We start from the raw sequence: 20,904 nt of genomic DNA, 5'->3' as shown, positions 1-20,904 counted from the left end.
AGTGCTGCAGGTTTCCGCAGCCCTTGACGTGTCAGCGGAGGCGGGCAATCTAAGAGCCATGTTCCTGCAATTCTTCACAGCACTGCGCGAGGCGCAGGTCCCGGTCTCCTTGCGTGAATATCTCACGCTGATGGAGGCGATCGACGCCGATCTGGCCGAGCAGTCGGTCGAGAATTTTTATTACTTGTCGCGCGCCGCGCTGGTGAAGGACGAGCGCAATCTCGACAAGTTCGACCGCGTGTTCGGCACCGTGTTCAAAGGTTTGGAGAGCCTTCTGGATGCGATGGAGAAGGCCGAAATCCCCGAGGAATGGCTGAAGAAGCTCGCCGAGAAATACCTCACCGAAGAGGAGAAACAGCAGATCGAGGCCATGGGCTGGGACAAGCTCATGGAAACCTTGCGCAAGCGTCTCGATGAGCAGAAGGAGCGGCATCAGGGCGGCAGCAAGTGGATCGGCACCGCCGGGACCTCGCCGTTCGGTGCGTATGGCTATAACCCCGAAGGGGTCCGGATCGGCCAGGAGAAGAACCGCAACAATCGCGCCGTGAAGGTGTGGGATCGCCGCGAGTTCAAGGATCTCGACGGCAATGTCGAGCTCGGCATCCGCAACATCAAGGTGGCGCTGCGCCGCTTGCGCAAATTCGCCCGCACCGGTGCGCCGGACGAGCTCGATCTCGACACCACCATTCGCGAGACCGCGAACCACGGCTATCTCGACGTGCACATGCGGCCCGAGCGGCGCAACGCCGTGAAGGTCCTGGTGTTCTTCGATATCGGCGGTTCGATGGATTCTCATGTCGAGCAGGTCGAGGAGCTGTTCTCCGCGGCGAAGAGCGAATTCAAGCACATGGAATATTTCTACTTCCACAACTGCCTTTACGAGGGCGTGTGGAAGCAGAACAAGCGGCGCTTCACCGACCGCACGCCGACCTGGGACGTGCTGCACAAATATCCGCACGACTACAAGGTCGTGTTCGTCGGCGACGCCTCGATGTCGCCATATGAGATCATGGTGCCCGGCGGCTCGGTCGAGCATGTCAACGAGGAGCCGGGCTCGGTGTGGCTCGATCGCATCGTCCGCACCTATCCGCATGCGGTCTGGCTCAATCCGGTGGCGCAGAAGCATTGGGACTATTCGGAATCCACCACGCTCATCCGCCGCATCTTCTCCGACCGGATGTATCCGATCACGATCGAGGGACTGGAGAGCGCGATGAGGGAATTGGTGCGCTAATTCAATCCGGTCATTCCGGGGCGCGGCGAAGCCGCGAACCCGGAATCTCGAGATTGTTTCATTAGCTCCAGATTCCGGGTTCGGTCCTGGCGGACCGCCCCGGAACGACGGAGCAGGGAGGTCCAAGAATGCCCCAGAGCATCACCCGCGGCATCAAGGCGCTACTCGATGAGGCCAATGCCGAGATCAAGACGCTGTCGGCTGCGGAGGCGATCGAGGCCGCCACGCGCGACGACGTCGTGATCGTCGACATCAGGGATCCGCGCGAGATCGAGCGCGAGGGGCGCATCCCCGGCGCCTTCTCCTGCACGCGCGGCATGCTGGAATTCTGGATCGATCCGCAGAGCCCTTACGCCAAGCCGATCTTTCAGCAGGACAAGACCTTCATCTTCCACTGCGCCGGTGGCTTACGTTCCGCGCTGGCGGCCAAGACCGCGCAGGATATGGGGCTGAAGCCGGTCGCCCATATCGGCGGCGGCTTCGCCGCATGGCGCGAGGCGGGCGGGCCGGTGGAGAGATGGGAGCCGAAGAAGAAGGATTGATGACATCTGTCACACGCGGGCTTGACCCGCGTGTCCATCATTTTCACAGGATGGACGGCCGGATCGGATCCGGTCATGACGATCGAAAGCGATGCTGGAGTCTCGCAAATGACCACCCCCGATCATCCTCTCGTCTCAACGGAATGGCTTGCCGCGCATCTCGGCGATCCCAAGGTGAAAGTCCTCGACGCCACCTTCAAGATGCCGGGCGTGCTGCCGCTGCCGAAGGACGATTACCTGAAGGCGCATATCCCAGGCGCGGTGTTCTTCGATGTCGACGAGGTCGCCGATCATTCGAGCTCGCTGCCGCATATGTTTCCGAGTGCCGAGCAGTTCGGCCGCGACGTCGGTCGTCTTGGAATCAGCAATGACGACACGGTCGTGATCTATGATGCCGGTGGTTGGGTTGCGGGCCCGCGCGCCTGGTGGATGTTCCTGTCGTTCGGCCACCGCGATGTGCGCGTGCTCGACGGCGGCCTGAAGAAGTGGCTGGCGGAGGGCCGTCCGGTCGAGAGCGGTGCGGTCACGCCGAAGCCTGAGAGCTTCACCGCGACGTTCGATCAGGCTCGCGTGCGCAAGATCGAGCAGATGGTGGCAAACCTCGCAAGCCAGGCCGAGCAAGTGATCGACGCCCGGCAGGCGCCGCGTTTTGCAGGAGCAGTGCCTGAGCCGCGGCCGGGCCTGCGTTCGGGTCACATCCCCGGCAGCCGCAATCTGCCCTATGCCGAATTGTTCGATGCCGCGACCGGCATGATGAAGCCGCTCGATCAGCTGCGCCAGGCATTCGCCACGGCCGGTGTCGATCTGGCGAAGCCGATCGTCACCTCCTGCGGCTCGGGCGTGTCGGCGGCGGTGCTGACGCTCGCGCTGTACCGGCTCGGTCTCCGCGACACCGCGCTCTATGACGGCTCATGGTCGGAATGGGGGCTCGACGCCGGCCCGCCGGTCGCGACCGGACCGGCCTGATGCAAGCGCCTGCTATCGCCTTCGTGGCATGGCGGGCTGTTGCCCAAACCCAGGCTGTTGCCCAAAGGCGGCTTGCTGACCAAAGGCGGCTTGTTGACCAAAGGTCGCCTGCGGGCCGAACGGATTGGCAGCTTGCTGCTGCTGGGCAATCGCGGCCTCCTGCGCCGCGCGCGCCCGCTGCGCGAGGCGGCGCTGCTGTTGGACGCGCCGTGCCGCCAGCCGCTCCCGTTCCTTGGCGATCCGTCTCTTCGCGACGCTGCGGCGCAACTGCACGCTCGCGACCTTCACCGATGCCTTCTTCTCGCTATCCGCCGCGTGCCTGTCGCTGGGTGTGGACTGCTCCGCGAGTGCCGCGAGCTTCAGTGCGATCGGATCCGACGTCTTCCTCTCGGGCTCTGCCGCGGCAGATACAGGTGATGTCGCCGTCGCGCTGCTTGCCGGCTCGGCGCTCGCAGCCGGTTGGGCGGCGGGTGACGTTGCGTCGGGCTGAGAGCGGACGGCCTCGGTTACGATTGGTGTTGCGTCGGCGCTCTGCGCGGCCGGTACAACGGCGGATTTGGCAGTTTCCGGCGGGGCCGGATCGGGAACCGTCGGGACGCTGCGGGTGGCCTCGGAAGCACTGGTTTCGACGCTCGCGATGTCGGCCCGAGCCTCAGCTGGCGGAGATGCCGGCTGGTCGGCGGTCGCCGCTACCGTCTCCGGAGGTGTTGTGACCGGAGCGGCGTCGGTGGCCTGCTTGGGCGAGTTGCTGGGATCGGCAGCAGCGGGGCGGTTGGCGGGTGCCACAACGCCGACGGTATCTTCTGCCGACTTGGGTGCCAGTTCGGTCACCGTCGTCGGGGTAGCCATCGGATCGGCCGGTTTCGGCTCGACCTGCAACATGGCCAGAACCGGCGGATCTGGCTGCGGCAGCAAGGTGCCGAAGCCTGTCGCAGGTGCCGCCCGCCATGTCGCATTGCTGGCGAATTGCTCGTGGGCCGCCCGCAGCAGCGCGGCGGCGCCGAGGCCGAAGACGAGAAGCGACAGCGAGCAGATGATCGCGGCGAGCAGAAAACGAAAGCCGGGAAGCATGGATGACGAACTCTCGCCTCGGCAATCGGGCCGATGCCATCGAGTCAGCGGGAACGCGGTGATCACAGGGATGGCCGCGTTCGCGATCGGGCAGCCATTGCTGCCGGGTCGCGAATCAGGCTGCAATCAGATTACCGCAGGCGACTTGTTTGGCTTGTTAATTCGAAGGCCCAGAATGCCATCGTAGGCGCTGGAAGCGATTTTTTGGCGGCGTGAGACTTCCGTGCAACGACGGAAACCGATCACAAATTGCCGAAATGGGGCGGGGTTGGTCGAAATTGTCTTGAATGCGCCGCTATCTTCGGCCATTTGGCGGATAACAATCCCGGTCGGCTTGGGGATTTTGCAAGGGCAATGATGATCAGACAGATCCTGACGATTTGCGCTGTCGCGGCGGCGGGCGCGACGGCGGTTTCGCATGCCGAGGCACAGCAGGTCTATCAGACTGCACCTGGCGCCTACTCTCCGGCCCCAACTCCCTATCCGGTGGACGCCCGCGGCGCGGGGCCTGATTTCGATGCGACCGACGACGAAGCCAATGCGAACGGAGCTGCATTGCCGCCGCCTGGACCGGTGCTGTCGCCGGACGATCCGCGATATGGCCGACCGGCGAATGCGCCCGCCTATAGCAACGTCCCGACCGGACCGATTCTTTCCCCCGATGATCCGCGCTACGGCCGCCCTGCCAACGCGCCGGTCTATGGCGCTGCGCCCACCGGCCCGGTGATGTCGCCTGACGATCCGCGCTATGGCCGGCCGGCCGGACCTCCGCCCGTGATCTATGCCGACCGTCCGGCGTCTCCGCAGCCCTATGGTGGCGTGTATGGCAACAGTGCGCCCAATGGCGACGGCTCTGCACCGCGGCCGCCCGAGGGTGTCGGTGCCGCCGTCACTGGTGCTACGCAGCCGCCCGCCGGCGCAACGCCAGACAATCGCCCGATGACTGTCGCGGCCCTGCCGCCTGAGGAGCAGCCGGACGCGGCTCCCGCCGAGCTGCCGCCGAACCTGCGTCGGCAGGAGGTCGATTTCGTCACCAAGGAGCCGCCGGGCACCATCGTCGTCGATACGCCGCACACTTACCTCTACCTGGTCCTCGGCAATGGGCGGGCGATGCGCTACGGCGTCCGCGTCGGTCGTGACGGTTTCACCTGGACCGGCGTGCAAAAGATCTCGCGCAAGAAGGAATGGCCGGATTGGTATCCGCCGAGCGAGATGATCGAACGCCAGCCTTATCTTCCGCGCTTCATGGCTGGCGGTCCGGGTAATCCGCTTGGCGCACGTGCGATGTATCTCGGCTCGACCGTTTATCGCATCCACGGCACCAACCAGCCGTCGACCATCGGTAAGTTCGTTTCCTCCGGCTGCATCGGCATGCTGAACGACGACGTTTCCGACCTGTTCGACCGCGTCAAGGTCGGCACCCGCGTGGTCGTGCTGCCGGGCGGTCCGCCGCCGGGCGGAGCCAACACGGCGACCGCCTCGGCCGCGCCGGTGCCGGGCTCTACGGCCGCCACTCCTGTGCAGGCCCAGGCGGCTGTTCCCGGCACGCAGCCAGCCACGATGCAGCCGCTGCCCCCGGCAGTGACGATTCGCTGAGCCAAACTCTCCTGAAATAAAAACAGCCTCCCGGTCGGGAGGCTGTTTTTATTTGCGGGAGCGGTTCACGCCAGCCGGCGCGGCGGCTCGCCGCCCTTGAGCCAGGTATCGATGCAGTCGACCATCTGGCCATAATGAGCCCGGAAGCTTTCCTCGGTCACGTAGCCGAGATGCGGTGTCAGCACCACGTTGTCGAGCTTGCGGAGCGGGTGCTCGACCGGCAGCGGCTCGACAGAGAAGGTGTCGAGCGCGGCTCCCGCGATCCTCTTTTGCTGCAAGGCCTGGAGCAACGCGGTTTCATCCACGATCGGCCCGCGCGCACTGTTGACGAGATAGGCGGTCGGTTTCATCCGCGCGATATCGGCAGCGCTCAACAGCCCGCGCGAGCGCTCGCTCAGGACCACATGGATGGTAATGATGTCGGCCGTGGCAAAGAGCTCGTCCTTGCTCGCGTAGCCGACCCCGGCTTCGGCGCAGCGCTCGGGCGTCAGGTTCGGACTCCAGGCGATCACCTTCATCCCGAATGCCTTGGCGAGGCTTGCCACCTTGGTGCCGAGCTTGCCGAGCCCGATCACGCCCAGCGTCTTACCTTCGATCTCGGTGCCGCCGAGCTTCTGCCAGGGCTCCCCGGCATGCATGCGCGCATTCTCCTGCCCGATCTTGCGCGTCAGCTCCAGGATCAGACCCATGGTCAATGGCGCGGTCGGATCGCGGCCATATTGGGTACCGCAGACGATCACGCCGCGCGCTTTCGCGGCGTCCATGTTGATGGCTGCATTGCGCATCCCTGAGGTAATCAGGAGTTTCAGTTTCGGCAGAGCCTCGATCAGCGGACGGGGAAAGGGCGTCCGCTCCCGCATCGCGCAGACGACGTCGACGTCCGCGAGCGCACTGGCCGCCGCCTGTTCGGAGGCGAAAGGATGTACGAAAGTGGTTACGTCGAGGCGGTCGCCGAGTTTTGGCCAGTCAGCCAGGGACAGGGCTGTATCGTAATAGTCATCAAGGATCGCACAGCGCAGCCGCGTCATCGGCAAAGGTCCATTCATGGCGTGGAACAGCGACAGGAAACGTCGCGGGATGGACGCGATGGTCGCGCGCGGAGGAACGCTGCGCAAGGACCCCAGCTTCAAAAGCCGGTGCGGGACGACGGGAAATCAGTCCAGATCGGCCTTCAGGCGGAAGGCTGCGGTGTTGCCGTATTTCGCGTGCCACGCTGGCCCCGGCCCGCGCATATAGTGCAGTTCCGGCCGATAGGGGCTGAAAGCCTGGGCGAAAAAGGCGCGCCAGAAGCTCTTGATCTCGGCGACTATGCCGGATGGTTCAACGGGTTTGACCCGCCCAGAGGGCAGGGAGGTTGACGTAAGGGTCGCCATGACGGGCTCTCGCTGTTGTCACTCTCGGCTTTTCGCCGTTGGACGCGCATTAGCGCGCCGGAAGCGAGTTTCCCGCCCAGTTGATTAAAAGATGGTTTCAATTGTCGTGATCGACCGCACACATGGTTATGATCCCGTAGTCATCCGTGGTGCGCGGAGGCTTGGCGCTGGCATTCTCCGATCTTTGCCCGGTCCGAACACCGGCTCGCCGGGTTGCCCTTTGGGTGCGGCGCAGTTACATCAGCGGCAACAATTTTCCGTAAATCCGGTGGTTTCCAAGGACACGCGATGGCGCGCCAATTCGTCTATTTCATGCAGGGTCTGTCCAAGACCTATCCGGGCAACCGCAAGGTGCTCGATAACATCCACCTGTCATTCTACCCGGATGCCAAGATTGGCGTGCTCGGCGTCAACGGCGCCGGCAAGTCGACCCTGCTGCGGATCATGGCCGGCATCGACAAGGATTATACGGGTGAAGCCTGGGTCGCCGAAGGTGCGCGCGTCGGCTATCTCGAGCAGGAGCCGCAGCTCGATCCGAAGTTGAGCGTCCGCGAGAATGTGATGCGGGGCGTCGCCAAGCAGAAAGCGATCCTCGACCGTTACAACGAACTCGCGGTCAATTATTCGGACGAGACCGCCGACGAGATGACCAAGCTTCAGGACGAGATCGAGGCCCATGGCCTGTGGGATCTCGACAGCAAGGTCGACCAGGCCATGGACGCGTTGCGTTGTCCGCCGGACGATGCCGACGTCACAAAGCTCTCCGGCGGCGAGCGCCGTCGCGTCGCGCTCTGCCGACTGCTGCTCGATCAGCCTGAACTGCTGCTGCTGGACGAGCCGACCAACCATCTCGATGCGGAGTCCGTGTCCTGGCTCGAAGGGCATCTGCGCAACTACCCGGGTGCGATCCTGATCGTCACCCACGATCGCTACTTCCTCGACAACGTCACCAGCTGGATCCTGGAGCTCGACCGCGGCAAGGGCATCCCCTACGAGGGAAATTATTCGTCCTGGCTGGTGCAGAAGCAGAAGCGGCTGGAGCAGGAGGGCCGCGAGGAAGCGGCGCATCAGCGCACGCTGGCGCGCGAGCAGGAGTGGATCGCGGCTTCGCCGAAGGCTCGTCAGGCCAAATCCAAGGCCCGCTATCAGCGCTACGAGGACCTGCTGAAGAAGGCGAGCGAGAAACAAAGCCAGACTGCGCAGATCATCATTCCCGTCGCGGAGCGACTGGGCAACAACGTCATCGATTTTGAAGGCTTGACCAAGAGTTTCGGCGATCGGCTCCTGATCGACAATCTCACCTTCAAGCTGCCGCCCGGCGGTATCGTTGGTGTGATCGGCCCTAACGGTGCCGGCAAGACCACGCTGTTCCGGATGATTACCGGACAGGAGAAGCCCGATGCGGGCACGATCACGATCGGCGAATCCGTGCATCTCGGCTATGTCGACCAGTCGCGCGATGCGCTCGACGGCAGCAAGACCGTCTGGGAAGAGATCTCCGGCGGCAATGAGCTGATCCTGCTCGGCAAGCGCGAAGTCAATTCGCGCGGCTATTGTTCGGCGTTCAACTTCAAAGGGGCGGACCAGCAGAAGAAGGTCGGCTCGCTATCGGGAGGTGAGCGCAACCGCGTGCACCTCGCCAAGATGCTGAAGTCAGGCGCCAATGTGCTGCTGCTCGACGAGCCCACGAACGATCTCGATGTCGACACGCTGCGAGCGCTCGAAGAAGCGCTGGAGGATTTTGCCGGCTGCGCCGTGATCATCAGCCACGATCGCTGGTTCCTCGACCGTATCGCCACGCACATGCTGGCGTTCGAAGGCGACAGTCACGTCGAATGGTTCGAAGGCAACTTCCAGGACTATGAGAAGGACAAGATGCGCCGGCTGGGCCAGGACAGCGTCATCCCGCATCGGCTGAAGTACAAGAAGCTGACGCGGTGACGGTTCTCATGAGGGGCGTGGCGCTCGTTGCGATAGCCATCGCCGCCTTATGTTGTGCGCCACCATCACGCGCCGCCGATGCGGCCTTCACACAATTCGTTGCCTTGCTGTGGCCGGAAGCCAAAGAGCAGGGCGTCTCCCGCGCGACCTTCGAGGCCGAGACGCGCGGGCTTGAGCCCGACTACAAGCTGCCGGATCTGCTGCTGCCTGGTCGTCCGGCGACGGGCGCTCCAGCCCAGGCCGAGTTCGTGCAGGTCCCGGCCGACTATATCAAGGAAGCTGCGATCGCACGGCTTGCGGCGTATGGCCAAAAGCTGATGCAACAATATCGTCCGGCGCTGTCCGAAATCGAACGGCGCTTCGGCGTGCCGGCGCCGTTCGTTCTGGCGATCTGGGGCCGGGAGACCGATTTCGGCCGGTACAAGTTGCCCTATGACGCGCTGCGCGTGCTGGCGACGCAGGCCTATGTCGGTCGCCGCAAGGACCAGTATCGCACCGAATTCATCCTGGCGCTGAAGATGCTCAGCGATCATGTCGTGACGCGCCAGGATTTGCGGGCATCCTGGGGCGGTGCCGTCGGCCTCACGCAGTTCCTGCCATCGGAATATTTCAAGCATGGCGTCGATCTCGACGGTGACGGCAAGGTCGATCTCTGGCACTCGGTACCCGACGCGCTTGCGTCGGCAGCGCAGCAGCTTGTCAATAAGGGCTGGCAGAGCGGGGTGCGCTGGGCCTATGAGGTGAAAGCGCCGGCCAATGTCGACTGTACGATGGGCGTGCCTGAGGTGAAGAAGCCAATCGGCGAGTGGCTGCGCGCCGGCTTCGTCCCCGTGCGCGGGCAGAGGCTCAGCACGGCTGAGAAGGCGCAGCCAGCCTCATTGTTGCAGCCTGAAGGCATCTATGGCCCGGCCTTCCTGACCACGGCGAACTACTTCGTGACCAAGGAGTATAACTTCTCCGATCTGTACGTGCTGTTCGTCGGCCATCTCGCCGACCGCATGACGAGCCCGCTGCCATTTGCGACGCCTTGGGCGGCCTCCGAACAATTGCGCACGAAGGATGTCGAGGCCATGCAGAAGGGCCTGACTCGGGTGGGTCTCTACAAAGACAAGCTCGACGGTAAGGCGGGCATGCAGACCCGCGCCGCGCTCGGCGCGTTTCAGAAATCTGCAGGTCTGAAAGTGGACTGCTGGCCGAGTGAAGCAGTGCTGCAGGCGATCGATGCGGCTCGCTGAGCGCAGATAGCAGCAGATAGCAAAAGCCCGGCCGTCGAGGCCGGGCTTTGCGTGTTATCGAACAGAATAGCGATCAGTAGCAGACGCGAACCGGGCGGACCACCCAGCCGTAACCGTCCCAATAGCGCTCACGGCGCCAATAGCACGGCGGGGGAGCCGGGGGCGGGGCTTCTTCGACGTAGACCGGGCCGCCATAGGCCGGGCGGCTTGAGGCGATCGCACCGCCGAGCAGCGCACCGCCGATCAGGCCGGCCGCAACGCCCGCACCGACGTCGCCAGCCTTGGCGGCGGGTGCAGACACGGCCATCGAGCCTGCGATTGTGGCAACCGCCACCAGGGCGGTCAGGATCTTCTTCATCTTCCGCGATCTCCTCGAGGAGGCGCCCGATCCGGACGCCGGGTTAGGGTGACAGACACACGATCAGGGGCGGCAGCTCGCAAGGAAACACGCGAATCTGTCAACCCTCCGTAAACTTTGTCCGTTCAGGTGCGCTGGAAAAGCGGTTTTTTCTGGTCATCCCGCGCGCCGAAGGCCGAAGTTCCAGTGGACCTTCAGCGATTTAATGAAGGTGAACCGCTATTCGCACACCCTGACGCGACGGACCCGCCAGCCATAGCCGTCCCAGAACCGCTGCCGCTGCCAGTAGCAGGCATAGCCGGGATCCGCGACATAGGCCGGGCCGCCGTAATAATAGGGGCCTGGCGCGTAATAATAGCCGGGGCCGTAGCCGTACCCATAGTAGGGACCGCCGCCAGCAATGGCGCCGCCGATCAGGGCACCACCAATAAGGCCGGCGGCGACGCCTGCAGCAACCCGACCGCCCCCCGCTTCGGCTGGGGCAGGTGCCATGGCCGATGCGGCCAGCGCGGCGGTGGCGACGAGGGCCGTGAGTGTCTTCTTCATGACCGTACCTTTCTCACAGGGTCTTCGCGGCGAAAAGACCTTTCGGCGCGAAAAATTTCACACTCCGCTTGAATATTCAATGAACGGGCAGCCTCCATAGGACGACTCGACAGGAGAAATGGTTCGATTTTCGTATCGCAAATGACCCGGAATGAAGCATGACCAGCGCCATAGGCCTGATTGTCGCAGTCGGAATGACCTCGGTGTTCTTCTACCTGCTCCTGACGACCCCGGCGGATCGGCAAGGATTCCGAGGACGATCGAGAGGCGATACTTCCGGCCCAGACGGAGGCAGTTCCTCCGATCATCACGACAGCTTCAACTCGGCAGGTTGGTCGGGTCATTCCGCGACCGACAGCATGGGTAATCCGCTCGATAGCGGGGGCTCGGATGGCGGTAGCGATGGCGGCGGGGGAGATGGCGGCGGTGGCGGTGATTGAAGGCCTGCCCTTCCGAGGGCTACCGGGCCATGTCTTCACTGACCGGGTTTGATCTGCAGCAACAGGCCTCACTTGGATTCGTTCTAGGTTGAACAGGAAGTTTGGAATCGCTTCAAAAGACCTGTTTTGCCTTTGCGCCGCCCGGCGCGGATCACTATCGATGATGGAGCATCTCGGAAGGCTAGACGGTTCATGATTGTCTGCTCCTGCAACGTCCTCAGCGACCACGACATCCGCCAGGCGGTGGAAACGGCGGAGGAACTGCCACGCAACCCCAAGCAGCTCTACGGCTGTCTCGGGTGCAGCGCGGAGTGCGGCCGGTGTGCCCGTACGATCAAGACCATCATCGACGACGCGTTGGGCCCCTGCGCACGTGCCTGCCAGGCAGGCTGCCAGCACCGCCAGGATCATGCCCACGCCGAGACTCCCGCCGAAGACGTCCAGAGCCGGTTTGCGTTGGCTGCCTGCTAACCCCCCTCGATTCACCCAAGCATCCGTCGTGGTTGTCCCTGGCGGAGGCATGATCGGAGTCGTCTCGGCTCGGCGAACCTGTTATTGACCGAGCCGCGGTGTCTAACTTTCGGAGCACATCAATGCAGGGCGACCCCAAGGTCATCGAATATCTCAACAAGGGACTGCGGAGCGAGCTGACGGCCATCAATCAATATTGGCTGCATTACCGTTTGTTGCAGAACTGGGGTCTGCTCGAGATGGCCAAGGTGTGGCGCAAGGAATCGATCGAGGAGATGAACCACGCGGACCGCTTCACCGACCGCATCATCTTTCTGGATGGCTTTCCGAACATGCAGGTGCTGGACCCGTTGCGGATCGGCCAGAACGTCAAAGAGATCATCGAGTGCGATCTCGCTGCCGAAGTTTCGGCGCGCTTGCTTTATCAGGAAGCCGCAACGTATTGCCACGGCGTCAAGGACTACGTCACGCGCGACCTGTTCGAAGACCTGATGAAGGACGAAGAACACCACATCGACTTCCTCGAGACGCAGCTCGACCTGATCAATCGGATCGGCCTCGATCTTTACACGCAGAAACACGTCGGCGGTCTCGAATCTTCGTAGTCCTGCTCGTGCTCCGCGTCCGAAGTTCGCATTTAAGTCGAGGCACTCTCGCTGGCGAGCTTCGGATCGTGGAGCACCAGCAAGTGATTGAAAGCCGGCTCCGGACAGATCGCCGTGCCGGCTCGTTACGTGATGGTGCTGCGCTCGGCCCTCTTACACGGCGTCGGCCGGAACGAAGCAGCTGATGACGATGCTGCCGCGGTGGTGGACGTACCACACCACGGCCTCACCGACGGGATTGCCGCGGTCGCGGATGACGGCATGCGCGGGAACCTGCATCCATTGCCCCTCGATCGGAACCCAATAGCTGCCGTCGCGCACTTGGTAGTCCGTCCGATGGCCATCGGAGATGTCGCAGCAGGGGACACCATTCGGCGCGATCACGCTCTTGAACCATGCGCGGATATCCGGCGGCACGTTCTCGAACTGGCCGTTGTCAAAAGCGAAGGCTGCCGTTGCGAAGGCCGCCAGACATGTCAGCATCGCGACCTGCGGGAGTCTTGGCATGGCAGCCTCCGTGGAACACGTCACTCCGCCCGCCGCGGCGCCGTCGCGAGCAGCTCGCGCAGCGGCTCGAGATAGAATTTCGCCGAGCCCGTCGTCAGATGGCCTCGCGTCTCCGTGGAAGCCGGGATCAGGTAGACCCTGCCGTTCTTGACCCGCTTCATGGCCTCAGCGGTGACGCCGGTCTCCGGCGGATTGCGCTCGTCATCGGCTGAGTTGATCAGGAGCACGCGTGCCTCGATCTTCTCGATGTCCGCCGACGGATTGTAGTCGTGCGAGGACTCCCACTGGTAGATGAAGTCGTTGGCATCGGCCGGCATCGGCGCGGCAAGGCGCTCATCGACCATCTTGTCGGCCTTGGCGGCGGTCGGAGCCTGCGCCTGATAGGCCAGCGTGCCGCCGGCCGACGCGATGCCGTAGGCCACGACGGCGTATTTCATCATGCGCGGCTGGCTCGTGTAGTTGCCGCCATTGTAGTCCGGATCGTTACGGATCGTGTCCAGCATGATCCGGCGCAGCATCCAGTTGCGCGCCGCCATCTCGGTCGGCTGTGAAGCCATCGGCGCCAGCGCATCCATGAAATCAGGGTAGCGCGTGCCCCAGATCCAGCTGTGCATGCCGCCCATCGAATTGCCGATGACCAACCTGAGATGCTTGATGCCAAGTCCTTCGGTGAGCAGCCGATATTGCGCGTCGACCATGTCGTTATAGTCGTAAGCCGGGAATTTCGCTTTCAAGCCGTCGGATGGCTTGGACGATTTGCCGTGGCCGATGCTGTCGGGAAGAATGATGTAGTATTTTGTGGCGTCGAGCGGCTGGTCCTTGCCGAACAGCTCGCCGGCAAAGGCAGGTGACAGCATGCTTGCCGCCGAGCCGCCGGTGCCATGCAACACCAGCACCGGCTGGCCGCTGGGCTCGCCGACGGTCACATAATGCAGCCGCAGCTCCGGCAGGCGCTCGCCGGTGTGGAACTTGAAATCCTTGACGACGAAGTCGCCTTGCTTGGGTGCCGGATAGTCGCTCGCCAGTGCCGCTATCGAACTCAGCAGCAGCGCCGCAATAGCGGCGATGACTGATCGTGTCATGTTCGTCTCCCCCGGATGGGCGCGCTCTGATGGCGGGCCTTGGTCGCAGATTAGCACGGAACCATCCGGCAGCCGAAAGGGCGATTCACGGCTTGTCCTCGATCTCGGTCTCGGGGCGATCGCCGCCGAAGGCCGTCTCGGTGTGCCATTTTCCATCGGCCGTCTCGTATTCGATCGCCTCGGTGCGGCCCGGCGTGCGCTGTTCCTCGGCCGCGCGCTTGGCGGCGGCGAGCGCTTCGGCATGGGACGGAAAACTCTCCGAAAAAGCGCCGTCCACCGTGTAGGCCCAACCGCCATCATGCTGAACGATCCGATAGGTCACGTGTGTCATTCATGCCTCGCTTTGTCGACGTCGATTGCCGCAGGTGAAACGGCCGTCATTCTAGGCCAAGATAAGCGCGAGGCGATGTCTTTCGAGACCGGGAACCCCTATCCGAGCGGAGAAACGGGATGTGCCGCAACATCAAGACGCTGTTCAATTTCGAGCCGCCGGCGACGGAGGATGAGATCCACGCCTCCGCGCTGCAATTCGTGCGTAAGCTGTCCGGCTTCAACAAGCCGTCGCAGGCCAACGAAGCGGCGTTCGAACGGGCGGTGCAGGAGGTCTCCGAGGCGGCGCGGCGGCTGCTTACCTCGCTGCACACCCAGGCGCCGACGCGCGATCGCACGATCGAAGCGGCCAAGGCCAAGGAGCGCTCGCGGGCGAGATTTGCCGGCCGCTGAAACAGCACGATCGGCGCGCGGCGTGCGACAGCGTCAGAACGCCTCGTCGGGCTTATGCTTCTTGTGCTTCTTCTTTTTCTTGTCTTTTTTCTTCTTGTGATGGTGCGCGTCGTCGAGATGCGGATCGTCGTCCTCGAAGGCGTCGTCCAGCGCATCGTCGTGTTCGACGGCGGCAAAGATGTCGCGCACCGCAAGCTGGGTGGCGTCGCGCTCATGCGCCTCGCGCTCGCGCGTCCGCTTGTACTCTTCATACGCCTCGAAGAGCTGATGCAGCCAGGGCATGATCTGATCGATCGTCGGCAGGGTGCCGGGCGGACCCTGCTCGCCGCGGGGCCCTTGCGGACCCGGGGCGCCGGCCGGACCCTGCGGACCGATCGGGCCCGGTTTGCCGGCTTCTCCCCGCGGTCCTTGCGGCCCCGGCTTGCCCTGTGGACCGGGCTTGCCGTCCGGCCCCGGCTTGCCGCGCTGGCCGTCCGCTCCGCGTCGTCCCGGCTGCCCCTGTGGTCCTCGCGGACCCGCAGGTCCCTGATGCCCTCGACTCGCCGGATTTCGCGCCACGCGTACAACTCCTGATTCGCACGCGAATCTAGCAGACGCGCGACGAGACCAGCAATTATACGCGCCGGCCTTGCCCGATCGATCAACATCAAACGGTGGCCGGCGCCGCGCTGCAAGGCCTGTGCTTACGTCCCATAGGCCGGCACGTCGACGCCATCAGCCGCATAGATCCTGATCTTGTTGCGCAAGGTGCGGACCGGCATCCCGAGCAGCCTGGCAGCATGGGTCCGGTTGCCGTGGCAGCGCGCGAGCGTCTGCACGATCAGTTCGCGCTCGACCTCCGAGAGCGGCATTCCGATCAGGAGCGGAACGACCTCGTTGGCGGGGCGCGCCGCCGCCGCGATCGAGCCAGGCTCGATGATGAATGGGCTTGCGGCATAGGGTGTGAACTCGCGTGACATGTAAACCTCCGGATTGAAGTCCCGCCTAAGTTGTATATGGAGTCGAGACTCAACTAGCACCTGCCCGTAAACAAACTGGTCCGACAAAGTTAACGAGACCTTAACGAGGACTACCATTGCGGGTATTGGCGTGGGAAATCGCCAAAATGCCATTCTTTCGCGAGATCTCCGACCCATTTCGGCGCGGAATGTGGCGAAATGCAAAATTAACGGCCGCGCCAGCCGATGCTTGGCAGCCCGGCAACCGCGCGCCAGTGTGGCCGCCATGGCCGCGACCACCACGATATCCGCCGCATCGCTCAGAGCCGGGCTCGAACGGCTGCTGCAGGCGCCCGAGATCGATTGGCAAGAGGCGGCCGAGCTCGTCTCCGAGATTGCCCGGGACAGCTCCGAGCTGGCCTTGCGCCAGGCGGCAAGCCAGGCGCTGTCGATCGTGCGCGCGGCGGCGATGTCCCTCGCTGACCATGCCACGCACGAGGCGGCGCGCCGGCGCCTGCTCGTCGTGCTCGACGTGCTGGTCGAATTGACCACGCCGCGGTTCGGCCGGCGCGGCACCCAGCCGAAGCCGCTCAGCCCCGACCAGCGCGCCCGCAAGCTGTTGGGCCTGCCGATCGACGGCCCGCTGTCCAGCGCCGAGATCCGCGGCGCCTTTCGCCGTGCCGCCAAGCTGATGCATCCGGATACAGGCGGCAGCGCGGAGGCGTTTCGCGAGCTCGCGGCCGCGCAGGATGCGCTGATGAAAGCTCGCTGAGGTTGTATTTTGCCTCGCGGTCTCCGTCATGGGCGTCTACGCCAGGCGCCACATGTACTTCGCCGTGCCAGGAGCTAAATTCGGCCCTACCGATTCGATTGGTCTCACCGCGGCATCTCCCGTTCGACACCCACTGGAGCGTTTTTCAATGACCATTGCGTCCTTCCTTCGCACTGCGCTGGTGGCACTCACGACTGCCGCCGCCGCCGTGCTGCCCACCACGGCGCATGCGGATGGCGGCTTCATCACGCTGACCATCTACAAGGCCGGATGGATCATCGGCGGCTCCGGCGGCAGCGGCGTTCTGAACTTCCACGGCCGCGCCTATCCGCTTTCGACCGGCGGCCTCGACTACGGCCTGGTGTTCGGCGGCTCGCGCACCGTGCTGCGTGGTCGCGTCAGCAACATCTACCGTCCGTCGGACGTCGAGGGTGTCTATGGCGCGGCCGGCGCCGGCCTTGCGGTCGGCCGCGGCGTGCGCGGCATCGTGCTCACCAACCAGAAGGGCGCGGTGCTGGAGCTCTCCGGCGAGCAGGTCGGCCTGCTGGCCAATGTCGATCTGTCGGGGCTTGCGATTACACTGCGGTAGACGGCGGGTCTTTCGACCGAACAAGCTGTCGTCACCCGCGAAAGCGGGTGATCCAGCATTCCAGAGACGCTTGTCGTCATCCAAGTCGTCTCGGCGTACGGGATCGGCGGGCAAGGTGGGCGCTGACAGCTGAGGGGCCGGCTTGCGGCCTGCCACGTGCTCCGTCGTGTCGAGCGAAGCGACATCGCTCACGCCGGTACATGACAGGTCTGGCGACATCCCGAACTCCCCCTCCAAACAGCCTGGCGCGGCTTCGCACTCTCGCGGCGCATGACGCCCGAGTGATGCGGCAGTCAGTCCCTCCTGAAAATCGAGAGGGCGCAGGGAAGGCCGGATGCTTGGCCAGCACCCATGGCCCGCCTGCGAAAAAAATGCAGGCGGCAGGTACCACAGGTACGGCCGAACAACCGGCCTTCCCTGCGCGAAGGCTTTACGGCTTATACGTGATCTCCTCGGGGACCGGCTTTCTTGCCCCCGTTGCGACAATGCGCGGAGCGCATCGCGTGCGACAACGCTGACGCGTTGCGCAGGCATCAGCACCGGGATGCCAGGACCACACGACTTCACCGTCCGCGAAACGCCGGCGTTCGTCCAACGCGGCGCTCACGGCCATCGCAGCCCGCCTCCGCGTATCGTGACGACGCGTACGCCCTCTGCATGGAGGCGGGTCGGGCGTAGGAAAGCACAATTTCTGAAAAACGGAAGTGGAATATTTTTTGCCCGGCGGCTTTACATCGCGCGACGCGTTGAAGGTGCGGATGAAATTCGTCTGTCGGCGCGAGGATTTTCGGTGCGATTTTCCGGCTTTTCGCGAGGCCGTCGTGAGGCCATCGCGCATCGATTTGCCCGGCGGGCACAGAACCTGCCCAATCCATCGCCGTCATTGCGCGCGCGCTCGCTGTGCGTCCCGGAACGAGAGGAGAGCAGCTAAGCGCTCGCCACATGCGCCGCCAGTTCCAGCCACGGCTGAAGTGTCCAGGCGCCCGACGCGGCGCCGGAGGGGGAAGCAAGCACGAAGATGTCGGGGAAGTCAGCCGCCGGCGGCTGCCGGCCGAGTGCGATCCGGGTCGTCGGCCGGCCATAGAACAGGCTTGCGGCCTTCTTGCTGGTGAAAGCGACCGTGCGCGGCCGATGGCGCCGCATCTTCTCGACCAAGCCGGCGACATCGACGCCGGCCTGCAGCGCGACATGGTCCATGCCGGCGCCGTGCTTGCAGAGATCGGTGAAGCCGATGCCGAGCTTCAGCAGCTCGGGAAACTCACGCGGCTGATACAGCCGCGGCGTCAGCCCTGTCGCGTGCAGGGTGCGCCAAAAGCGGTTGCCGGGATGCGCGTAATAATGGCCAGTCGCGGCCGACCGCTCGCTCGCCGCCGTGCCGACGAAGACGAGGCGCAGGTTCGGTGCGAGCTGGTCGGGCAGGCGGTGCCGCCTGTCCGCGCCGGCATGCCCAGGCGCTTCTTTCAAGATTTTCCGATCTTGATGATTTCGCCGGTGCGCGGATTGATCGCACGGGGCGGCCCATCCTCGTCGTCATCATCCTCGTCCGGCCCGGGATATTGCTCGGGCGCCTTGCCCTTGGCCGCAACCACGCGCGGATAGCGCAGCTTCGGCTGCTTCGTCCCGGTGGCCTTCAGCGTGATCCGGAACAGCCAGTCGTCGCCATAATCGAACAGGAACAGCAGCGTATGGCCGACCTCCGGGAAAGCCTGCGCAATCCGCGTCTTCTCGACGCCGAGCACTCCGGCGGCGGCCTCGCCGATATCGGCAAACAGCTCATATTGCGGATGGACGACCTTGATCTTCGACAGCGTCAATCCGGTGTAGAATCCGAAGGCGTGGTCGAAGTCGAAACCGAACGCCTGCACGATCGCTTCGGCCAGCCTGTACAGCGACTTGGTCGGATCGATTTCGATGTCCCGATAGACCGAGCGCCCGCCGTCGAGCGCGGCGCGGAGGATGAACGTCTCGGTCTGAGCCATGCCGGTCTCCCCGGGCGAGCGGCAGCAGCACGCCCGCGACCAGCATATACGGCCGCGACCGTCCAAGCGAGGCCGGGAGCCGGCGTCGAACGCGATTGTCCCCCGTCACATGGCCCGCGGCAGAACTGTCAGCGCTCCGCCCATGGATCGGCGACCGCCATGTGGCGGCCGCCGTGGCACGGAGGCATACGCCGGGCCGGACCTTACAGGGTGCAGCGGCGCTCGTCGCGCAGCTTGAGCTGGATGGCGTTGGCTTCGCCGAAGGTCGCAACCGGCTGGCTCACGACCTTGTAGGTCGACGGCCATTCGACCGGCTTGGACTGCAAGTTGGTATTCCAGATCTGGCAGATGCCGGTGTTATCCCAGCGGATCACGTAATAGCCGGCCACGGGCGCAGCATGCCGAGGCGCGGCGAGTGCGGGCACGACGGAAGCGGCAGCAATACCGGTGGCGGCAACGAGAGCGGTCAAGCGACGCATCGGAAATCTCCCCTAACGAACAGAACCCCAGCCGCCACGGCCGACAACGCGCGCGACGACGCCGATCCGCGCCTGCGGATGGGCGATGGACTCCTGCGACAAAAGCGCGCTGCTGGCAAGGTGGCAGCGTGACCGCTCACAGCGATGTCAGGGGAGGGGCAGTGCGGCGACGCCGCAATGTGGGGCAAGATCAGAGGCGCGCTTCTCGGCCGTGCCAAATGCGCGTGATCAGGATGTCCTGCATTGAACCGATCCTTAGGCTCACTCGGGGTCGTCGTAGCAGATGTCGTGGGTCGTGATCCACTGCGTGCAGTTGCCGTTCGCGTCCCAGCCAATGCATTCCTTTCGGAAGTTGCACGGATGGATGTTGAAGCCCTGGCCGAACTGGCCCTTCTCCAGCACGGCAACTGGATCGATCTCGACCCCTCCGCCGATCGTCGCGGTCATCGGGCCGAAGGATCGGACCCGTTCAACGAATTGTCGCACGGGTTTGCCGGTGGCATCGAGCAGGAACCGTCCGTCGGGTGAGATGGTCAGGGTTTCGCGCTTTTGATTCGACATCCGTTAGTCTCCGGCTGGGAGGAACTGTCTGGCACCAGGACTGTCGTGCGTCGGGCCTATGGAGTGCTGACTGGTCCGGTTCGCAGGCGGGCCATACGAGCACGTCTCGTGACGTTCAGACGATGAAGGCCTCAACACGTTATCGACGGCGAAGACCCCGTGCAGTCGCAGGTCGGTGACGGCGGCTCGCCGTCGGGGTATGTGCAGGTCTTGCTGACGCAGCCCATGCCCTCACAGCAGCAGGTGACCGTGTAGCTGCCCTTGCCGCGCAAGCGGTGGATCAGCATGTAGCCGTGAGATGTCGGGCGGACGTCGATCTCGACTTCGATCCCCTGGCCCAGCGAGCGAACCTCCATCCCATCCTCCCACGGTTTGTCAGATTGGGAAAAAGGCTACTACAACCTGTGGATGTCGTTGCGTTGACATGTATCAAATCTAAGGGAGTGTCGGCGCCCTCAGCCGCTGCCGGGTCGTTCGCCGTGACACCGGAGCTATCATTTCCGAAGCGCGGCGATGCCCTCGATCTCGATCAGCATCTTCGGATCGGGCAGCGCGGCGACGACGCAGGTGGTGCGTGCCGGATAGGGCGCCGGGCCGAACGCCTCGGCATAGAGCCTGTTCATGGTCGCGACGTCGGCGGCGCGGGTCAGCAGCACGTTGACCTTGACCAGATCGCGCATCGTGGCGCCGCCTTCAGTGAGCACGCGGGTGAAGTTGGTCACGACATTGGCGAACTGCACCTCGAAGCCGTCGGGCAGCGCGCTATCAGCGTCGAAGCCGGGAATGCCGGAGATGAAGAGGAGATCGCCGACGCGGGTGCCGAACGACAGCGGCGGCGCCTTGACGTTCGATGGAGCGGGGATGTGGTGGATGTGCATGCGCAAGCTAGAGTGTGT

General features: G+C 64.0%; 27 protein-coding genes. 11 read left to right on the top strand and 16 right to left on the bottom strand.

Annotated elements, in window-relative coordinates; translation table 11 throughout:
• Positions 1-58 precede the first annotated feature (58 nt).
• The 3 genes from QXZ85_RS05230 to sseA all read left to right on the top strand — a co-directional run bounded on the left by QXZ85_RS05230 (position 59) and on the right by sseA (position 2,742).
• Positions 59-1,234, top strand: coding sequence for a VWA domain-containing protein (locus QXZ85_RS05230; RefSeq protein WP_316173738.1), 1,176 nt, complete (start codon positions 59-61; stop codon positions 1,232-1,234).
• Positions 1,235-1,362: 128 nt separating this feature from the next.
• Entirely contained in the window at positions 1,363-1,776 is a 414-nt protein-coding gene (locus QXZ85_RS05225; protein WP_315762816.1) for a rhodanese-like domain-containing protein, read from the top strand.
• 108 nt (positions 1,777-1,884) lie between these two features.
• Positions 1,885-2,742 carry a 3-mercaptopyruvate sulfurtransferase gene (gene sseA / locus QXZ85_RS05220; RefSeq protein ID WP_315701037.1) on the top strand — a complete coding sequence of 286 codons (858 nt, stop codon included), beginning with the start codon at positions 1,885-1,887 and terminating at the stop codon, positions 2,740-2,742.
• A 12-nt stretch (positions 2,743-2,754) separates the two neighbouring features.
• On the opposite strand, the gene QXZ85_RS05215 is transcribed toward sseA, so the two are convergent.
• Positions 2,755-3,939 carry a hypothetical protein gene (locus QXZ85_RS05215; RefSeq protein ID WP_315742765.1) on the bottom strand — a complete coding sequence of 395 codons (1,185 nt, stop codon included), beginning with the start codon at positions 3,937-3,939 and terminating at the stop codon, positions 2,755-2,757.
• Between the two features lie 228 nt (positions 3,940-4,167).
• Between QXZ85_RS05215 and QXZ85_RS05210 the strand changes: the two genes are divergently transcribed.
• On the top strand, positions 4,168-5,409 hold the full coding sequence (locus QXZ85_RS05210) for a L,D-transpeptidase (RefSeq protein WP_315742763.1): 1,242 nt from the start codon (positions 4,168-4,170) through the stop codon (positions 5,407-5,409).
• A gap of 65 nt (positions 5,410-5,474) precedes the next feature.
• Here QXZ85_RS05210 and QXZ85_RS05205 read toward each other — a convergent pair whose 3' ends face one another.
• Both QXZ85_RS05205 and QXZ85_RS05200 read right to left on the bottom strand, forming a co-directional pair.
• Positions 5,475-6,437 carry a D-2-hydroxyacid dehydrogenase family protein gene (locus QXZ85_RS05205; RefSeq protein ID WP_315701034.1) on the bottom strand — a complete coding sequence of 321 codons (963 nt, stop codon included), beginning with the start codon at positions 6,435-6,437 and terminating at the stop codon, positions 5,475-5,477.
• Between the two features lie 126 nt (positions 6,438-6,563).
• The gene (locus QXZ85_RS05200) at positions 6,564-6,782 is read right to left on the bottom strand and encodes a hypothetical protein (protein WP_315701033.1); all 219 of its coding nucleotides are present in this window, start codon (positions 6,780-6,782) and stop codon (positions 6,564-6,566) included.
• 288 nt (positions 6,783-7,070) lie between these two features.
• Here QXZ85_RS05200 and ettA point away from each other — a divergent pair, with 288 nt between their 5' ends.
• Both ettA and QXZ85_RS05190 read left to right on the top strand, forming a co-directional pair.
• Positions 7,071-8,723 carry an energy-dependent translational throttle protein EttA gene (gene ettA, locus QXZ85_RS05195; protein ID WP_315701032.1) on the top strand — a complete coding sequence of 551 codons (1,653 nt, stop codon included), beginning with the start codon at positions 7,071-7,073 and terminating at the stop codon, positions 8,721-8,723.
• A gap of 8 nt (positions 8,724-8,731) precedes the next feature.
• Positions 8,732-9,958 carry a lytic murein transglycosylase gene (locus QXZ85_RS05190; protein ID WP_315743034.1) on the top strand — a complete coding sequence of 409 codons (1,227 nt, stop codon included), beginning with the start codon at positions 8,732-8,734 and terminating at the stop codon, positions 9,956-9,958.
• A 73-nt stretch (positions 9,959-10,031) separates the two neighbouring features.
• On the opposite strand, the gene QXZ85_RS05185 is transcribed toward QXZ85_RS05190, so the two are convergent.
• Together QXZ85_RS05185 and QXZ85_RS05180 are read right to left on the bottom strand one after the other, a co-directional pair.
• Positions 10,032-10,316 carry a hypothetical protein gene (locus QXZ85_RS05185; RefSeq protein WP_315701031.1) on the bottom strand — a complete coding sequence of 95 codons (285 nt, stop codon included), beginning with the start codon at positions 10,314-10,316 and terminating at the stop codon, positions 10,032-10,034.
• 219 nt (positions 10,317-10,535) lie between these two features.
• Positions 10,536-10,862: a hypothetical protein gene (locus QXZ85_RS05180; RefSeq protein WP_315701030.1), complete on the bottom strand. Its 327-nt coding sequence runs from the start codon at positions 10,860-10,862 to the stop codon at positions 10,536-10,538.
• Positions 10,863-11,494: 632 nt separating this feature from the next.
• Between QXZ85_RS05180 and QXZ85_RS05175 the strand changes: the two genes are divergently transcribed.
• Both QXZ85_RS05175 and bfr read left to right on the top strand, forming a co-directional pair.
• Positions 11,495-11,773: a bacterioferritin-associated ferredoxin gene (locus QXZ85_RS05175; RefSeq protein WP_315742759.1), complete on the top strand. Its 279-nt coding sequence runs from the start codon at positions 11,495-11,497 to the stop codon at positions 11,771-11,773.
• A gap of 122 nt (positions 11,774-11,895) precedes the next feature.
• The gene (gene bfr / locus QXZ85_RS05170) at positions 11,896-12,378 is read left to right on the top strand and encodes a bacterioferritin (RefSeq protein ID WP_315767256.1); all 483 of its coding nucleotides are present in this window, start codon (positions 11,896-11,898) and stop codon (positions 12,376-12,378) included.
• Between the two features lie 153 nt (positions 12,379-12,531).
• On the opposite strand, the gene QXZ85_RS05165 is transcribed toward bfr, so the two are convergent.
• The 3 genes from QXZ85_RS05165 to QXZ85_RS05155 form a co-directional block, all read right to left on the bottom strand.
• A complete protein-coding gene (locus tag QXZ85_RS05165) occupies positions 12,532-12,885 on the bottom strand; it encodes a hypothetical protein (RefSeq protein WP_409977735.1) in 354 nt (117 codons plus the stop codon).
• 20 nt (positions 12,886-12,905) lie between these two features.
• A complete protein-coding gene (locus tag QXZ85_RS05160; protein ID WP_315765672.1) occupies positions 12,906-13,967 on the bottom strand; it encodes an alpha/beta fold hydrolase in 1,062 nt (353 codons plus the stop codon).
• Positions 13,968-14,052: 85 nt separating this feature from the next.
• Positions 14,053-14,298 carry a DUF2188 domain-containing protein gene (locus QXZ85_RS05155; RefSeq protein WP_315762808.1) on the bottom strand — a complete coding sequence of 82 codons (246 nt, stop codon included), beginning with the start codon at positions 14,296-14,298 and terminating at the stop codon, positions 14,053-14,055.
• A gap of 119 nt (positions 14,299-14,417) precedes the next feature.
• Here QXZ85_RS05155 and QXZ85_RS05150 point away from each other — a divergent pair, with 119 nt between their 5' ends.
• Positions 14,418-14,690 (top strand): DUF2277 domain-containing protein, encoded by a 273-nt coding sequence (locus QXZ85_RS05150; RefSeq protein WP_315762806.1) that lies wholly within the window; start codon positions 14,418-14,420, stop codon positions 14,688-14,690.
• A gap of 33 nt (positions 14,691-14,723) precedes the next feature.
• On the opposite strand, the gene QXZ85_RS05145 is transcribed toward QXZ85_RS05150, so the two are convergent.
• Together QXZ85_RS05145 and QXZ85_RS05140 are read right to left on the bottom strand one after the other, a co-directional pair.
• Positions 14,724-15,248, bottom strand: a complete 525-nt coding sequence (locus tag QXZ85_RS05145) for a collagen-like protein (RefSeq protein WP_315701025.1) — start codon at positions 15,246-15,248, stop codon at positions 14,724-14,726.
• 125 nt (positions 15,249-15,373) lie between these two features.
• Complete coding sequence (locus QXZ85_RS05140) at positions 15,374-15,649, bottom strand: helix-turn-helix domain-containing protein (RefSeq protein WP_315701024.1); 276 nt, start codon at positions 15,647-15,649, stop codon at positions 15,374-15,376.
• Positions 15,650-15,914: 265 nt separating this feature from the next.
• On the opposite strand from QXZ85_RS05140, the gene QXZ85_RS05135 reads away from it, so the two are divergent.
• Both QXZ85_RS05135 and QXZ85_RS05130 read left to right on the top strand, forming a co-directional pair.
• Positions 15,915-16,400, top strand: coding sequence for a J domain-containing protein (locus QXZ85_RS05135; protein ID WP_315701023.1), 486 nt, complete (start codon positions 15,915-15,917; stop codon positions 16,398-16,400).
• Between the two features lie 148 nt (positions 16,401-16,548).
• Positions 16,549-16,989 carry a hypothetical protein gene (locus QXZ85_RS05130; RefSeq protein ID WP_315701022.1) on the top strand — a complete coding sequence of 147 codons (441 nt, stop codon included), beginning with the start codon at positions 16,549-16,551 and terminating at the stop codon, positions 16,987-16,989.
• A gap of 927 nt (positions 16,990-17,916) precedes the next feature.
• Here QXZ85_RS05130 and QXZ85_RS05125 read toward each other — a convergent pair.
• From QXZ85_RS05125 to QXZ85_RS05100, 6 genes are all read right to left on the bottom strand, one after another.
• Positions 17,917-18,453, bottom strand: coding sequence for a mismatch-specific DNA-glycosylase (locus QXZ85_RS05125; RefSeq protein ID WP_315742754.1), 537 nt, complete (start codon positions 18,451-18,453; stop codon positions 17,917-17,919).
• On the bottom strand, positions 18,450-18,968 hold the full coding sequence (locus QXZ85_RS05120; RefSeq protein WP_315701019.1) for an IS1096 element passenger TnpR family protein: 519 nt from the start codon (positions 18,966-18,968) through the stop codon (positions 18,450-18,452). The genes QXZ85_RS05125 and QXZ85_RS05120 overlap by 4 nt, the downstream gene beginning before the upstream one ends.
• A 203-nt stretch (positions 18,969-19,171) precedes the next feature.
• Positions 19,172-19,447, bottom strand: coding sequence for a hypothetical protein (locus QXZ85_RS05115; RefSeq protein WP_315701018.1), 276 nt, complete (start codon positions 19,445-19,447; stop codon positions 19,172-19,174).
• Positions 19,448-19,708: 261 nt separating this feature from the next.
• Positions 19,709-20,008 (bottom strand): hypothetical protein, encoded by a 300-nt coding sequence (locus QXZ85_RS05110; RefSeq protein WP_315701017.1) that lies wholly within the window; start codon positions 20,006-20,008, stop codon positions 19,709-19,711.
• Between the two features lie 131 nt (positions 20,009-20,139).
• Positions 20,140-20,364: a hypothetical protein gene (locus tag QXZ85_RS05105; RefSeq protein WP_315742753.1), complete on the bottom strand. Its 225-nt coding sequence runs from the start codon at positions 20,362-20,364 to the stop codon at positions 20,140-20,142.
• A gap of 138 nt (positions 20,365-20,502) precedes the next feature.
• The gene (locus QXZ85_RS05100; protein WP_315743032.1) at positions 20,503-20,886 is read right to left on the bottom strand and encodes a RidA family protein; all 384 of its coding nucleotides are present in this window, start codon (positions 20,884-20,886) and stop codon (positions 20,503-20,505) included.
• Between the last annotated feature and the right edge of the window lie 18 nt (positions 20,887-20,904).

Origin of the sequence: Bradyrhizobium sp. SZCCHNGR1005, assembly GCF_032489995.1 — a bacterium.
Classification (GTDB): Bacteria; Pseudomonadota; Alphaproteobacteria; order Rhizobiales; family Xanthobacteraceae; genus Bradyrhizobium.
The sequence above is the reverse complement of the archived record's forward strand: the minus strand, read 5'-3'. Positions and strand labels throughout refer to the sequence as shown.